General features: G+C 62.0%; 13 protein-coding genes. 8 read left to right on the top strand and 5 right to left on the bottom strand.

Translation table 11 applies throughout. From position 1 onward, the window contains the following. Nucleotides 1–35: 35 nt before the first annotated feature. The 6 genes from MB84_RS18000 to msrA all read left to right on the top strand — a co-directional run bounded on the left by MB84_RS18000 (nt 36) and on the right by msrA (nt 5,061). Nucleotides 36–782 carry an IclR family transcriptional regulator gene (locus tag MB84_RS18000; protein WP_039396700.1) on the top strand — a complete coding sequence of 249 codons (747 nt, stop codon included), beginning with the start codon at nt 36–38 and terminating at the stop codon, nt 780–782. Nucleotides 783–821: 39 nt separating this feature from the next. Continuing rightward, the gene (locus MB84_RS17995) at nt 822–1,559 is read left to right on the top strand and encodes a transporter substrate-binding domain-containing protein (protein WP_046292752.1); all 738 of its coding nucleotides are present in this window, start codon (nt 822–824) and stop codon (nt 1,557–1,559) included. Between the two features lie 126 nt (nt 1,560–1,685). Continuing rightward, entirely contained in the window at nt 1,686–2,354 is a 669-nt protein-coding gene (locus MB84_RS17990; protein WP_039396703.1) for an amino acid ABC transporter permease, read from the top strand. Next, entirely contained in the window at nt 2,351–3,133 is a 783-nt protein-coding gene (locus tag MB84_RS17985) for an amino acid ABC transporter ATP-binding protein (protein WP_046292751.1), read from the top strand. Before MB84_RS17990 ends, MB84_RS17985 begins: the two co-directional genes overlap by 4 nt. Nucleotides 3,134–3,247: 114 nt before the next feature. After that, nucleotides 3,248–4,204: a formimidoylglutamase gene (gene hutG / locus MB84_RS17980; RefSeq protein WP_046292750.1), complete on the top strand. Its 957-nt coding sequence runs from the start codon at nt 3,248–3,250 to the stop codon at nt 4,202–4,204. 284 nt (nt 4,205–4,488) lie between these two features. Next, complete coding sequence (msrA, locus tag MB84_RS17975; RefSeq protein ID WP_046293959.1) at nt 4,489–5,061, top strand: peptide-methionine (S)-S-oxide reductase MsrA; 573 nt, start codon at nt 4,489–4,491, stop codon at nt 5,059–5,061. 73 nt (nt 5,062–5,134) lie between these two features. Here the strand turns inward: msrA and MB84_RS17970 are convergent, their stop codons facing one another. The 3 genes from MB84_RS17970 to MB84_RS17960 form a co-directional block, all read right to left on the bottom strand. After that, nucleotides 5,135–6,187 carry a hypothetical protein gene (locus tag MB84_RS17970; protein WP_052652547.1) on the bottom strand — a complete coding sequence of 351 codons (1,053 nt, stop codon included), beginning with the start codon at nt 6,185–6,187 and terminating at the stop codon, nt 5,135–5,137. Between the two features lie 82 nt (nt 6,188–6,269). Continuing rightward, nucleotides 6,270–7,181 carry a hypothetical protein gene (locus MB84_RS17965; protein ID WP_157122780.1) on the bottom strand — a complete coding sequence of 304 codons (912 nt, stop codon included), beginning with the start codon at nt 7,179–7,181 and terminating at the stop codon, nt 6,270–6,272. Between the two features lie 118 nt (nt 7,182–7,299). Then, nucleotides 7,300–7,650: a hypothetical protein gene (locus MB84_RS17960; protein WP_046292747.1), complete on the bottom strand. Its 351-nt coding sequence runs from the start codon at nt 7,648–7,650 to the stop codon at nt 7,300–7,302. Nucleotides 7,651–8,130: 480 nt separating this feature from the next. On the opposite strand from MB84_RS17960, the gene MB84_RS17950 reads away from it, so the two are divergent. Beyond that, nucleotides 8,131–9,669 carry an MFS transporter gene (locus tag MB84_RS17950; protein ID WP_046293958.1) on the top strand — a complete coding sequence of 513 codons (1,539 nt, stop codon included), beginning with the start codon at nt 8,131–8,133 and terminating at the stop codon, nt 9,667–9,669. A 200-nt stretch (nt 9,670–9,869) separates the two neighbouring features. Continuing rightward, nucleotides 9,870–11,063, top strand: a complete 1,194-nt coding sequence (fabV, locus tag MB84_RS17945; RefSeq protein WP_046292745.1) for an enoyl-ACP reductase FabV — start codon at nt 9,870–9,872, stop codon at nt 11,061–11,063. Between the two features lie 125 nt (nt 11,064–11,188). On the opposite strand, the gene MB84_RS17940 is transcribed toward fabV, so the two are convergent. Both MB84_RS17940 and MB84_RS17935 read right to left on the bottom strand, forming a co-directional pair. Further along, a complete protein-coding gene (locus tag MB84_RS17940; RefSeq protein ID WP_046292744.1) occupies nt 11,189–12,418 on the bottom strand; it encodes a DUF72 domain-containing protein in 1,230 nt (409 codons plus the stop codon). Next, nucleotides 12,340–13,560 carry an SAM-dependent methyltransferase gene (locus MB84_RS17935; RefSeq protein WP_046292743.1) on the bottom strand — a complete coding sequence of 407 codons (1,221 nt, stop codon included), beginning with the start codon at nt 13,558–13,560 and terminating at the stop codon, nt 12,340–12,342. Before MB84_RS17935 ends, MB84_RS17940 begins: the two co-directional genes overlap by 79 nt. Between the last annotated feature and the right edge of the window lie 56 nt (nt 13,561–13,616).

Below are 13,616 nucleotides of genomic sequence, written 5' to 3'. Positions count from 1 at the left end.
GCTGATTTTTTTGCTTTCTTTGGTTTTTGAAGACGATGGACACCACCGAAGCTCATTCGGTCTCCGAGCGCGTACTGCAAGTCCTCGTGACTGTAGCGCGTCATGGACGCCCGATCGCGGCACGCGAGATCGCCGCGCAAACGAGCCTGCCGCTCTCTACGGTTTACCGCCACCTCGTTCCGCTCAAGAAGTGGGGGCTGGTACAAGAGCACGCCCATGAGGCGCTCTACGAACCGGGTCCGGTCGGCGTGCAATTGGCGTGGGGTTTCGACCACAACTCGCATCTTGTGACTCAGGCACGGGAAGAGATCGACGCCCTCGTGCAGCGCACCGGGGAGACGGTCGGTCTGCTCGTCGCCGCCAACGGTCAGGTCGTCTGCCTCGACATGCACGAGAGCGAGCAATCGCTGCGCTGCTCGTTTGCAAAAGGCCGTGCGCACCCGCTGGTGCATGGCGCCTCGGCCAAGGCCTTGCTCTCCTTCCTGCCCCAGACAACCCGCGAGAATCTGATTGGCCGTCAACTGGCTGGCCAGCCCGTCGCGCAGGAGCGTCTGGCCGCGCAGATCGAAGAGATTCGCAAGCAACGGTACGCCGTGTCGGAGAGCGAAGTAGATTTCGGCGTCTGGGGCGTGTCGGCCCCGGTCTTTGCCGCGAAGGAACGTCTGGAGGGCACCATCACGCTGATGGCGCCGGCCGTGCGTGTGGCGCAGCGCCACGAAGAGCTGATCCGCCTCACGGTGGCGGCAGCCGAGCGTATTTCGAATCGATTGCAGTACTTTTAACCGGTTTTTCCGAACCGAGACTACACGAAGGAGTACCAGATGAAATTGCGTCACATCCTGTTCACGATGGCGCTGGCCGTCACCTGCTCGAGCAAGGTCTTCGCTGCTGACGACGTGCTGCGTGTTGCCACCGACGCCACGTTCCCCCCGTTCGAATATGTGGATAACGGCAAGCGCACCGGCTTCGACGTCGAAATGGTCGAAGCGCTGGGCAAGGCCATGGGCAAGAAGGTCGAGTGGACGGATATCGACTTCAAGGGTCTGATCCCGGCCGTGCTGTCCAAGCGTGTCGACGTGGCCGCTTCGGCGATCTACATCACCGACGAACGCCTGAAGGCCGTGAACTTCACGCACCCGTATTACACCGGCGGTCTGGCCATCATGGTCAAGGCCGACAACACCAGCATCAAGGAACCGGCCGATCTGAACGGCAAGAAGGTGTCGGTGCAGGTCGGTACGAAGTCGGTGCAGTTCCTGACGGAAAACTACCCGAAGGTCGCGCGCGTGGAAGTCGAGAAGAACGACCAGATGTTCGAACTCATGAAGATCGGCCGTGCCGACGCCGCTGTGACGGGCAAGCCCGCAGCGCTGCTGTACGCCAAGGCCAACCCGAGCGTCAAGGTGCTCGACAAGACCCTGACCGTCGAGCGTTATGGCTTCGCGCTGCGCAAGGACGACAAGGCGCTGACCGAAGAAATGAACAAGGCGCTGGAAAAGGTGCGTGCTGACGGCACGTACGCCGCGCTCGTGACCAAGTACTTCGGTACCTCGAAGTAAGTCGCGTCATTCGCATCACGTATTACCCGAGCAATACCGGGCGGGCTGGCCGTCGCTTCTGCTGGAGTGACGTCGCCCGCCCCTGTAATAAAGCAATAGCGCAGTAGAGCAACTGACGGAGTACGCATGGAACTCGATTTTTCGCCGGTGTGGGCAAACTGGACGGACCTGGCGCGTGGCGCGCTCGTGACCGTCGAAGTCACCGCCTGTGCCCTGGCCCTCGGCTGTGTCCTGGGTTTGCTGGTCGGCATGGGCCGACTCAATCCGGCCAACCGCATTCGCTACGGCATCTGTACCGCTTACGTCACGTTCATTCGTGGCACGCCGCTGCTGGTGCAGCTTTTCATCCTGTTCTTTGGTCTGCCTCAGTTCAATATTCTGCTGCCGGCGTTTGTGTGCGGCGTGCTGGGTCTGGGCATCTATAGCGGTGCTTACGTCTCGGAAATCGTGCGTGGCGCCATCCAGTCGATCGAGCGCGGTCAGATGGAAGCCGCCCGCTCGCTCGGCATGCCTTACGGTCAGGCCATGCGCTCGGTGATTCTGCCGCAGGCCGTGGTGCGCATGATCCCGCCGCTGGGCAACGAATTCATCGCGCTGATCAAGAACTCCGCCCTTGTATCGCTGCTCACGATTCATGACGTGATGCACGAAGGTCAGAAGATCATCAGCGTGTCGTATCGATCGCTGGAAGTGTATCTGGCGATTGCATTTGTTTATCTGATTCTGACCGGTGTCACTACGCTGTTGCTGCAGCGCGCCGAGAAGTCCCTGCGTGCCGGAGGCGCCGTGCAATGAGCGAAGTGAAGACAACCAACGGCGCCCCGATTCTGAAGATCGAAGGGCTGGGCAAGGCTTACGGCAGCCATCAGGTGCTCAAGGGCATCGACTTCGAAGTGCAGTCGCGTCAGGTCGTCGTGGTCATCGGCCCGAGCGGTTCGGGCAAGAGCACGTTCCTGCGTTGCTGCAACGGGCTGGAAACGGCCGAGCAGGGCACCATCGAGATCGTCGGCAAGAAGCTCGTCGATCACGGCAAGATGATGGGCGAGAACGCACTGAATCATCTGCGCACGGAAGTGGGCATGGTGTTCCAGTCGTTCAATCTGTTCCCGCATCTGACAGTGCTCGATAACGTGACGCTCGCTCCGCGCAAGCTGCGCGGTATGAAGCACGCCGACGCCGAAAAGCTCGCTCGCGAATTGCTCACCAAGGTGGGTCTCGCCGCGAAGGCTGATGTCTACCCGGGCACGCTGTCGGGTGGCCAGAAGCAGCGCGTGGCGATTGCCCGCGCACTCGCCATGCAGCCGCAGGTCATGCTGTTCGACGAACCGACGTCGGCCCTCGATCCGGAACTGGTCGGCGAAGTGCTGCAAGTCATGAAGGCGCTCGCGAACGACGGGATGACGATGCTCGTCGTCACGCACGAAATGGGCTTCGCTCGCGAAGTCGCCGACGTGGTGGTCGTGATGGATCAAGGCCGCATCATCGAAGCCGGCTCGCCGGAGCAGATCTTCACTGCGCCGCGCGAAGCGCGTACGCGTGAATTCCTGCAAGCGGTCATTTCGCGTTCGGCGTAACGATCTCGCGACACCGGCATCGGCAGCGGCAGCGGCAGCGGCAGCGACGGTGTACGTCAACGCAAAGCGCAAAGTAATTCGGTAACGAGCAGGTAAGGCAAGGCAGGAAAACGTATGACAATCGATCGAGCGGTCTGGCAAGGCCGTGTGGATACCGGCGAAACAGGCCACACGCTGCGTCTGCATCAGGTGCTGCGCGACTACGATGCTTGCGAAGCATCGGAAGTGGCGGGCGGCGCAGTGGTGCTGGGTTTTTGCAGCGACGAAGGCGTGCGCCGTAATCATGGACGTCAGGGCGCTGTCGCCGGTCCGGACATGCTGCGCCGGGCACTGGCGAGCCTGCCCGTGCAAGGCACGCCGTCCGTGTTCGACGGCGGCAACATCGTGTGTGCCGACGAACGGCTCGAAGCGGCGCAAGCCGCGCTGGGCCATCGCGTCGCCGAGGTGTTGGCGGCGGGAGCGCGTCCGGTGGTGCTGGGTGGCGGACATGAGATCGCTTACGGCACGTTCCTTGGCGTGGCGGAACACTACGGCGACCGTCTTCGCGACGAGCCGATTCTGATTCTCAACTTCGACGCTCACTTTGACCTGCGCGCACAGCCGACGGCCAGCTCCGGCACGCCGTTCTGGCAGATCTTGCAGTTGCTGGCGGGCCGTCAGGCGCCGTTCCATTACGCGTGTCTCGGTGTGAGCCGTTACAGCAACACCGACGCGCTCTTCGAGCGCGCCACCGCGCTGAGCGTCGACTACTGGCTCGACTCGACGATGCTCGCGCACCGTCTGCCGGAAATGTGCGACCAGTTGGAGAAGAAGCTGGCGAAGGTGAGCCACGTCTATCTGACCATCGACATGGACGTGCTGCCCGGCGAGAAGGCCCCGGGCGTGTCGGCACCGGCAGCGCACGGCGTGGCGTTCGAAGTGGTGGAAGCGCTCATCGGCGTGGTGCGTCGTTCGGGCAAGCTGCGCGTGGCGGACATCGCCGAGTACAACCCGACCTACGACCGCGACGGCCTCACGGCACGTGTCGGTGCCCGTCTGCTGCATCCGCTGATCACGCAGTTGCAGGGCTGAACTGCCGGGCTAAACGTGCGGTTGAACGGGCGGGCTGAGCGAGCAAGCTAAACGAGCAAGCTAAGGGCACCAGGCGCGCGAACGAATGAAACGGCATAGGTGCGGGGCTTCACGTATCCTATGCGCCGCGCAAGGCCTGAGGTTATTTGCGCCGCTCGCGGGACTTCTGCGCGACAATAGGGCGGGCGATCGAACTCTCGATCGCCCGCCCTATTTGTTTGGTGCACTGCGGCATGACGGTCCGACGCCAGTGCGCACAATCGCAGTCGACAAGCGAGGTCAAGATGACAGAGCAGACGAACTCCCCGAGCGATACCCGCACCGAAGTCGCCACGCTGGCCGGTGGCTGTTTCTGGTGCCTCGAAGCCTGCTATCAGCAACTGGACGGCGTGAAGTCGGTCGTCTCGGGCTATGAAGGCGGCCATGTCGACAATCCCTCATACGAACAGGTTTGCGAAGGCGACACGGGCCACGCGGAAGTGGTTCAAGTGACCTATGACCCGGACGTCGTCACGTTTGAAGAAATCCTGGTCGTCTTCTTCCAGATCCACGATCCGACCACGCTTAACCGTCAGGGCGACGATGTCGGTACGCAATATCGCTCGGCAATCTTCTATCACGACGACGCACAGAAGACGGCGGCCGAACATCTCATTGCCGAACTGATGGCGGAGATGACGTACCCGCATCCCATCGTCACGCAGGTGGTCGCCACGCAGACGTTCTGGCCCGCCGAGGCGTACCACCAGAACTACTTCCGTCAGCATCCGGATCAGCGCTACTGCGCTTATGTCGTCGCGCCGAAGCTCAAGAAATTCCGCGAGAAGTTCGCCCGCCGGTTGAAGTCGGCGGCATAAGTCGGCCGCATGAGTCTTCCGCATAAGTCGGCCTCACGAGTCGGCCGCACGAGTCGCGCGCCATTGATCTCGCTCACAGGAGCGTGCAGTTGTAGCGCGGATCGTGCTCACGCGACAGCGAATATGGCGGGGAAGGCGGGGAAGGTGGCGGACCAGCGTCCGCTGCCTTTCGACGTGCGCGCGGTGCGTCCGGCTCTGCCGAAACCGGCATCCGGCCCCGCGTGCTGGCGGTACTGCTCCGAAAGGGAGGCGGTTCGGCGCGCTGCCGACATCGTTCGATATGCCCGATGAAGGTGGCGATACGGTGTTGCTGGTGCCGCGCATTTCTCAGGCGTTGCTCCAATGGCACGTCCGGCTTTGCCACGGCGGCCGCGATCGCCGCCGCCTCCGATTTGAAGGGAGCCGTGAGTTGTACCGATGATGGGAAGGCAATGCGCCTCATCGCTTCAAGTGCCTGAAGCGCTTCGTACGCTTTGAACGAGTTCACCCCCGCTGCGCCGTAATGGAAGTCGAGAATGCGTCTGTGGTCGCGCAGGACTTCCTCCGCGTGTGGGCTGTCGCTGTCGAGGTAGGACAGTTCGCGTGCGCCTGCCTCATGTAACGCGCCATCTCCCGGCGTATCGACATCGGCAAGATCGGGCAGTGCGCTCTGCCCGATGGCCACGATCTGTGCACCCACGTCATAACGTAATGCTTCCAACGTTCCCGGCAGATATTGCGGCTCGTCACGGAGCAGCGAAGGAAGGCCCAGCGATTTCAACCTCGCCTCAAGTAACGCCGTGCCGCCCTCCGGATGCAAGGCGAGCGCTGTCGCGACCGAATGCCGAAGCTCCGCATTGCGCGCATAGCGTCGCGACGGACATCCCTCCTTGGGGGTGACCAACGCAGCGAGCACGTTATGCATGTAGTCGTTCACATGCACGCCCTGACACGGCGTTTCTCTCGGGATGGCCTGACTTCCCCTTGCCACCGACGCCTCCCGAATGGCGTGCCCTTCAGGCAGACGATTTCTGATGCTGGTGAACTGTGTCGCCGTGCGGTCGCGCTCGGGTGCCTCGCCCCCGTGGACTTGCCAGTTCGACAATTGCGGCCAGTGACCCGGAAGCGGTTGCGATGGTGCGGGCATGAAATCCTCCCTCAAAGTCTGTCGTTGCCGTTGTCACGCCGTCGCCCCGGCGGGGCGCAGCGCTCGCGAGATCGTTCGAACATCAGAGAATTACGCAGGGACCGGTTTGCATCGTGTCCAGCGGCGAGACGGGATACACGCCCCATTTGTTGACCATGAGGATCGAACGGCCAGAGCGTGCAAGACGTCGGCAACGCGTGAGGTGTGCGGTGAAATCCGAGAGTTGCGTTTCGTCTTGCACGGCGTTGACATATCCCGTCGGCGGCAGTGCCGTGTGGCCTCGCATGCCGGCGGCCCGATAGTGGAAATCGAGTATCGAAGCATGGTCCTCCCTGACCAGCGGGGCGACAGGGTCACCTTCACGAAGATGTGCCAACTCGCATTCGCCTGCAAAACGAAAGGCTGCGGCCTTGCCATAGGTGTCGGTCTCCGGGAATTTGAATCGTCCAAGGCGAATGGCGTTGGCGCCAACGTCGTAACGCATCGCATCAAGCGTCCCGGGCAAATATTTCAGGTCGTCGAGCAGCAGCGAGGGCAACCCCAGCGCTTCGATTTGTGCCGCCACGCTCACGCCTTCGCCGTCCGGGTGAAGTGCCAGCATGTCGGCAAGTTCCGTACGAAGCACGGCATTGCTCGCAAACGTTCGGGGGGCGCATTCGCCGCGTGGCGTGACGAATTCGGCGAGCGCATGGGCGAAGTAATCGCCGACCGGCGTCGGCTGGCATCCGTAGGCGCGACGAGTCGATTTGTCCGAAGCCCCGCCCCGACGCGTCGGCAATTCCCTGTCGGTGACTGAGTCAACGTTGTTGGCCACCTGCATTTCGATGGCAGTCGATGGGACGGCCACGTCGACATTGACCTTGGCCGAAACAACGTTTCTGACGCCTTGTACTTCGATGGCGCCCGATGGGACGACGAAGTCGACATTCGATCTGGCCTGTGCGGCGTCGGCGCGGGCCTGCGCGAGAGACATTCCAAATGTGAGAAACGGCATGGTCTACGCTCCCTGAGAATGGACACAACGTTGAGGAAGATGTGACGGAATGAGAAGGTCCTCCGTGGACAGGGGCTGGCCGACATTGCGCGCGTCCGTGTGCGGACCCCGCGAACGTCTACCCGGCGACGCTTGTCGCGCCGCCGGTCGCCGAAGAGAAAAGGATCAGGCACGGTTCGCCCACGTCTGCTGCATGCCCATAGGCGGCGTCGAAGTGATCGAAGTAGAACGCTTCGGCCGGGCTGGGCACTTGCTGCGTGACGATGGCGAACTGGTGGTGATCGAAACGAATATCGAGATACGTAAGGCTTGAGTAAAACCAGACGACATACCCGGCATACGGCAATGTCGCGGGAAGTTCCGGAAGTGCGGCCGTTATCTGAGCTGCCTCCTGTGCGTCAGCCGATGTCTCGCCACGTTGTGCGTTCAACCAGCGTCGGTAGTCTTCGCGCGCAGGGCGATGTTTCATGGGCGTATCTCCAGAGAAGTGACGACGACGCTTTCCGAAGCGTCGAGCGATGGTGCGGCCGTTGTTGAAGCGCGGTTTTGGCGAATGCGCTGGGAATTGACGTATTTGCTGCGTTGCGCGCCCGGCCAGGACACGTCGATGATGCCCGGCGCGTGGTGGCGTGGGGTTGTGGAGCGTCCGAAAGGGGTATCGGACAACGCCCCGATTTGAGGGAGCGGGCAGCGATGCGCATCGTGAATTGAGCCTTTGTTGAATTTTTTATAGATATACGTTGAATTTATTTTGGTGGTGACTTCGCAACAGGGGACGAGGAGGGATCCGCGCAGAACAAGGCATACCGGGGACTTCCGGTCTGAAATGCGCGTTATGCATAACCGTTCATATATTCATTACTTTTCGCATAAAATGATGCCTCCCCTCCATGAAGTCTTCAGGTAGTTTGCCGTGCGCCCCCTGCCTTTCCGCGATGCGTTGATGGCCATGATCGGCATCGCGCTCGTCAACATGCTGGTCGCCCTGGACCAGACCGTCGTCAGTACTGCACTTCCCTCCATCGTCGCCGAGCTCAAGGGGTTCGAGTATTACGCCTGGATTGCGAGCATTTACTTGCTGGCCTCCGTCGTAACCGTGCCGGTGTTCGGGCGGCTTGGCGATTACTTCGGTCGACGCACGTTCGTCATCGCGTCGGTGCTGACGTTCACGTTCGCCTCACTGCTGTGCGGCCTCGCTCCCAACATGCCGTTCCTCGTATTCGCGCGCAGCCTGCAAGGCATTGGCGGCGGGATGATGGTCGGTACGGCGTTCGCGTGCGTCCCGGACCTTTTTCCGGACGCCCGTTCGCGCGTGCGCTGGCAGGTGGTGATCACCACGGCCTATGGCATCGGCACCGCGGCTGGCCCGTCGCTGGGCGGTCTGCTCTCCGAGCATTTCGGCTGGCGCTCCACCTTCTTCGTCAACCTGCCGGTCGGGCTGGCGGCGCTCTACTTCGTATGGCGTTATCTGCCGAAATTCCCCCCGGCCCATCAGGGTGACGTTCGCGTCGATTGGCGTGGTGCGCTCTGGATCGCGGTGGTCCTGGGCGGTTTTCAGGTGTTTATCGAGAGCGTGCCGGAGCATGGCGCGTCTCTGGTCAACCTCGCGTTGATCGCCGCCGTCGCCATCGGCTTCTGGGCGTTGCTGCGTACCGAGCGAAGCGCGACGCATCCGATCGTGCCGCTCGACATGTTCCGCCATCCGCAACTGGTGGTGTTGTTCACGCTCTCCGTGCTGATCGGCTTCGTGATGTACTCGCTGATCTTTTTCGCGCCGCTGTTGTTGCAGGGCGGCTTCGGCCTCAGTCCGCAGGCCGCCGGGCTGATCGCGACGCCGATTGCGGCGTGCATCGCGCTGGGCAGCTTCATCAACACGCCGGTGGTGGTGCGTCTCGCGCGACCGACGAACATGCTGGTCATCGGCTTCTGCCTGCTGGCGGTGGCTTCGGCGGCGGTGGGACTCGCGCACAACACGACACCGCACGGCTTGCTCGCGTTGGCGATGGCCTGCGCGGGCATCGGCATCGGTTTCATCCTGAACAATATGAACGTGTTCGGGCAGGAGATCGCCGGGCGCGAGCGCTTCGGCATTACGACCGCGCTGTTGCAATCGACGCGCATGGTCGGCGGCATGCTGGGCACGACCATCGTCGGTACGCTGGTCAATCACTGGTATGCACGCGGTGTGGCCGGTGCCGTGACGAGCTACGACGGCACGCCCGCAGCACACGCCGTGGCGCGCGCGCTCGACCCACGCATCCTGATCGACCCGGCGTTGCGCGCCGACTTGCTGACGGACCTGCGTGCCATGGGCATCGATGGCCTGCCGCTGGTCGAAACCGCACGCGAGACGCTGGTGAGCGCGGTGCATGCCGGTGTGCTGCTCACGGGCGTGGCCGCAATCGTGGCGGCCTTACTGGTGCGCCGCATTCGTCAGATTCGGTTCCCCAAGCGGGTCGATCGTACGGTCGTCGTTGCACCGGAATAGCATTGGAATAGCACCGGAATAATCCGAATATCGTTCGGCGCCGTCCGACAGAACATTGCCGAACGGCGGAAAGTGGTCGGAAATCGGGCGACGGGCCGGGCAAAACGGTCTCAAACTGCCGGGCCCGGCCCGACCTCGTTTACAATGCGCGGTGTTTGCCGGGTGAGCCGGCATCACCGAATTTTGTGAACGAGGTTTCCATGATCATCAAGCCACGCGTGCGCGGCTTCATCTGCGTCACCACCCATCCCGTCGGCTGCGAAGCCAACGTCAAGCAACAGATCGAGTACGTGAAGGCGCAAGGCCCCATCGCGAACGGCCCGAAAAAGGTGCTCGTGATTGGCGCGTCGACCGGCTACGGTCTGGCCGCACGGATTACGGCCGCCTTCGGCAGCAATGCCGACACGCTGGGCGTGTTCTTCGAGCGCGCGGGCAGCGAGACCAAGCCGGCCACGCCGGGCTGGTACAACACCGCCGCCTTCGACAAGTTCGCCACCGAAAAGGGCCTCTACGCGAAGAGCATCAACGGCGACGCCTTCTCCAAGGAAATCAAGGCCAAGACCATCGAGACGATCAAGAACGATCTCGGTCAGGTCGATCTGGTCGTATATAGCCTGGCCGCGCCGCGCCGCACGCATCCGGAAACGGGGCAGGTGTTCAACTCGGTGCTCAAGCCGGTGGGCAAGTCGGTGACGCTGCGCGGCATCGATACGGACAAGGAAGTCGTGAAGGAGTCGGTGTTCGAACCGGCCTCGCAGGAAGAGATCGAGAACACGGTCGCCGTCATGGGCGGCGAAGACTGGCAGATGTGGATGGACGCGCTGGCCGACGCCGGTGTGCTTGCCCCGGGGGCCAAGACGACCGCCTTCACGTATCTCGGCGAGAAGATCACGCACGACATCTACTGGAACGGCTCCATTGGCGCGGCCAAGAAGGATCTGGACGAGAAGGTGCTGGGCATTCGTGCAAAGCTTGCCCCGAGCGGTGGCGATGCGCGCGTTGCCGTGCTCAAGGCACTCGTCACGCAGGCCAGCTCGGCGATTCCGATGATGCCGTTGTATCTGTCGCTGCTGTTCAAGGTCATGAAGGCCAAGGGCACGCACGAAGGTTGCATCGAACAGATCTACGGTCTGTACAAGGACAGCCTGTACAACGCTTCGCCGCTGCTCGACGAAGAAGGCCGCGTACGCACCGACCAGAAGGAACTGTCGCCGGAAGTGCAGGGCGAAGTCTCGGCGCTGTGGGATAAGGTGACGAACGAGAACCTGTACGAACTGACGGACTTCGCGGGTTACAAGCACGAGTTCCTGCGTCTGTTCGGCTTCGAGATCGAAGGCGTGGACTACGACGCCGACGTGAATCCGGACGTCGCAATTCCGCACCTCGTCGCATAAGCACTGCACGTTCGAATGACGATGGCCTGAGCCCGGTGTCACTGCCGGCTCAGGCCATTGTCGTTTCCGGAGGGGGCAGCTCACGCTGCTCCGCTCGATGGTGACGAAGTGAAGCAGCGATCCGATCAGTCGGCTGCGGTGTCGGCTGACGACCGTGCCAACTCGGAAATCCGCTCGGCCAGCGCCTTGCACGACAACGGCGACGAGCCTTCGGCCTTGTTGTTGACGATGACGTAGACAGGGTGCCCGGCCAGTGCATAGTGCGTGGCCAATGCGGCGAGCACGTCGCGCGTGGTCGGATCGGGATCGACGATTTTGTCGAACGGCGCGTACTTCGCTTTCGCCTGTTCGTACTTGTGGCCGCTGTTCAGGTTCCAGCGCACGACGAGCGGACCCGCGCCCATCTCATCGAGCAATGCCAATGCAGCGGCCTGACGCTCCACATGCGGCATGCGTGCGTGCAGACCGATGCAGTAGCGCACACCCAGTTGCCCCAGGGTGCGCATGAGACGGGGCGTCAGCAGTGCGCCGTCGCGAATCTCCAGCGCATAGCATGGCCCCGGCGCTGCCGTCCCGTCGGGCAGCGTCTCACCCTGAGGCAAGGGGGGGAGGGCGGAGAAGAACGATTCGATGCGTTGAATCAACGTGGGGATGTCGCGCAGCAGCTCGGTGGGTAGCGGCGACACCTGAAACACCATCACACCGGCCTTCGGACCCAGTCCAGCGAGACACGGCGCGACGAACTGTTCGGTGGCGATGCGCGCATCGAGAAAACACGGATTTGCGCTGAGACCTTCGCCTTTCTCGCCACGCACGACGGCATCTGTCACGACACTCGGTGCTTTGACCAAAAAGCGAAAATCCTTCGGAACCTGCTCGGCGTACTTCTGGTACTCGACGATCGACATCGGCTTGTAAAACGACCGGTCGATACCGACGCAACGCAGCACGGGATGGCTGGCGTAGGCGGTGAGTCCCTGACGCGAGAGTTTGGTGTCGCTGTAATCGTCGTCCCAGACGATGCCCTTCCAGCCCGGGAACGACCACGACGAGGTGCCGAGACGGATGTTGCCGGGTAACTGTTCGCCCAGCGCTTGTACTTCGGGCGGAAGGTCGGCCGCGCCGACGCCGCCACGCGACGGGCGTCGGTGCTCGGAAGACGCCGCAGAAACGGGGGCTGCGGGCGAGGTGGAAGCGGCGGACTTGCCGTGGATCTGCCAGGCACGTCCGCCTGGCGAAGGATCGTCAGGCGGTGTGCCGAACAGATCGAACTGACTCATTGCTTTTCGCGATTCTCGTACATGTAACGGCGCGACCACGGAAGCTGCTTCGCCGATTGTCCTGCCTTGCGGCAAACCACCTGATAGATCGAGACGTAATCGTGCTCGAACGCATAGGCGCATCCCGCAAGATACACGCGCCAGACACGGAAGCGTTCTTCACCGGCCAGCTCGCGCAGACGGGGCGCATTCGCTTCAAAGCGCTCCGACCACAGCGTCAGCGTTTGGGCGTAGTGACGACGCAGACTTTCCACGTCGCTCGCCTCCAGTCCGCCACGCTGCATCGACTCCAGCGCCAGGCTGATGTGCGGAAGTTCGCCGTTCGGGAACACGTACTTGTCGATGAACTCGCCGCCGCCCATCGCCGTTTCGCCGCTGTCGGGATCCGTCGACGTGATGCCGTGGTTCATGGCGACGCCGTCGTCCTTGAGCAGCGAAGCCATCTTCGCGAAGTAGTCCTTCAGATTCTTGCGCCCGACATGCTCGAACATGCCCACGCTCGTGATCCGGTCGAACTGACCTTCCACGTCGCGGTAATCCTGAATGCGGATCTCGATCTTGTCTTCCAGTCCGAGCTTTTTGACACGCTCGGTCGCCAGCGCGAACTGATTTTCCGAGAGCGTCACGCCGAGGCACTTCGCCCCGAACTTCTGTGCGGCGCGAATCACCAGTGCACCCCAGCCACAGCCGATATCGAGCAGCGTCTGTCCGGGTTGAAGTCCGATCTTCGTGAGGATGTGATCGATCTTCTTCTCTTGCGCCGTGTCGAGGTCTTCGTCGCCATTTTCGAAATAGGCACACGAATAGACCATGTTCTTGTCCAGCCAGAGCTGGTAGAACTCGTTCGATACGTCGTAGTGGAACTCGATCGAGCGCTTGTCGGACTTCTTGGAGTGATTGAAGTGACGCACGGCCCGCTCAAGCGGACCGATGGTCGTCAGACTGCTGCCCGCGAGCGCGTAGCTCATGTCGATGACGTCGGCCAGTCGGCCTTCGACATCGATCTCACCCTTCACATACGCCTCGCCGAGATTGTCGAGGCTTGGACTCAGTAGACGCGTCATGGCCGCAGGGCCATTGATGCGCAACGTTACGCTGGGGTTGCCGAAGGCACCAAAATCGTATTGCTGACCGTTCCAAAGCGCGAGGCGAATGGGCAGGTTCGACGAGGTCTTGACACCGCTGACCCAGTTTTCGAGTTTTTTCTCCCACAACATGGATGTGCTCCAAGTGTCACCAAAAAAACTTTCATCCGTACCGTCGGCACGGTGAC

The sequence above is a fragment of the Pandoraea oxalativorans genome, assembly GCF_000972785.3.
GTDB lineage: Bacteria > Pseudomonadota > Gammaproteobacteria > Burkholderiales > Burkholderiaceae > Pandoraea > Pandoraea oxalativorans.
This window is presented reverse-complemented; position numbering and strand designations above follow the sequence as displayed.

What these genes read in the sequence shown, in the direction of transcription:
- MB84_RS17965 (WP_157122780.1), bottom strand. Translation starts at nt 7,181, where the DNA reads ATGCCGTTTCTCACATTTGGAATGTCTCTCGCGCAGGCCCGCGCCGAC.
- MB84_RS18000 (WP_039396700.1), top strand. Translation starts at nt 36, where the DNA reads ATGGACACCACCGAAGCTCATTCGGTCTCCGAGCGCGTACTGCAAGTC.
- MB84_RS17935 (WP_046292743.1), bottom strand. Translation starts at nt 13,560, where the DNA reads ATGTTGTGGGAGAAAAAACTCGAAAACTGGGTCAGCGGTGTCAAGACC.
- MB84_RS17990 (WP_039396703.1), top strand. Translation starts at nt 1,686, where the DNA reads ATGGAACTCGATTTTTCGCCGGTGTGGGCAAACTGGACGGACCTGGCG.
- msrA (WP_046293959.1), top strand. Translation starts at nt 4,489, where the DNA reads ATGACAGAGCAGACGAACTCCCCGAGCGATACCCGCACCGAAGTCGCC.
- fabV (WP_046292745.1), top strand. Translation starts at nt 9,870, where the DNA reads ATGATCATCAAGCCACGCGTGCGCGGCTTCATCTGCGTCACCACCCAT.
- MB84_RS17995 (WP_046292752.1), top strand. Translation starts at nt 822, where the DNA reads ATGAAATTGCGTCACATCCTGTTCACGATGGCGCTGGCCGTCACCTGC.
- MB84_RS17960 (WP_046292747.1), bottom strand. Translation starts at nt 7,650, where the DNA reads ATGAAACATCGCCCTGCGCGCGAAGACTACCGACGCTGGTTGAACGCA.
- MB84_RS17985 (WP_046292751.1), top strand. Translation starts at nt 2,351, where the DNA reads ATGAGCGAAGTGAAGACAACCAACGGCGCCCCGATTCTGAAGATCGAA.
- MB84_RS17970 (WP_052652547.1), bottom strand. Translation starts at nt 6,187, where the DNA reads ATGCCCGCACCATCGCAACCGCTTCCGGGTCACTGGCCGCAATTGTCG.
- hutG (WP_046292750.1), top strand. Translation starts at nt 3,248, where the DNA reads ATGACAATCGATCGAGCGGTCTGGCAAGGCCGTGTGGATACCGGCGAA.
- MB84_RS17950 (WP_046293958.1), top strand. Translation starts at nt 8,131, where the DNA reads ATGATCGGCATCGCGCTCGTCAACATGCTGGTCGCCCTGGACCAGACC.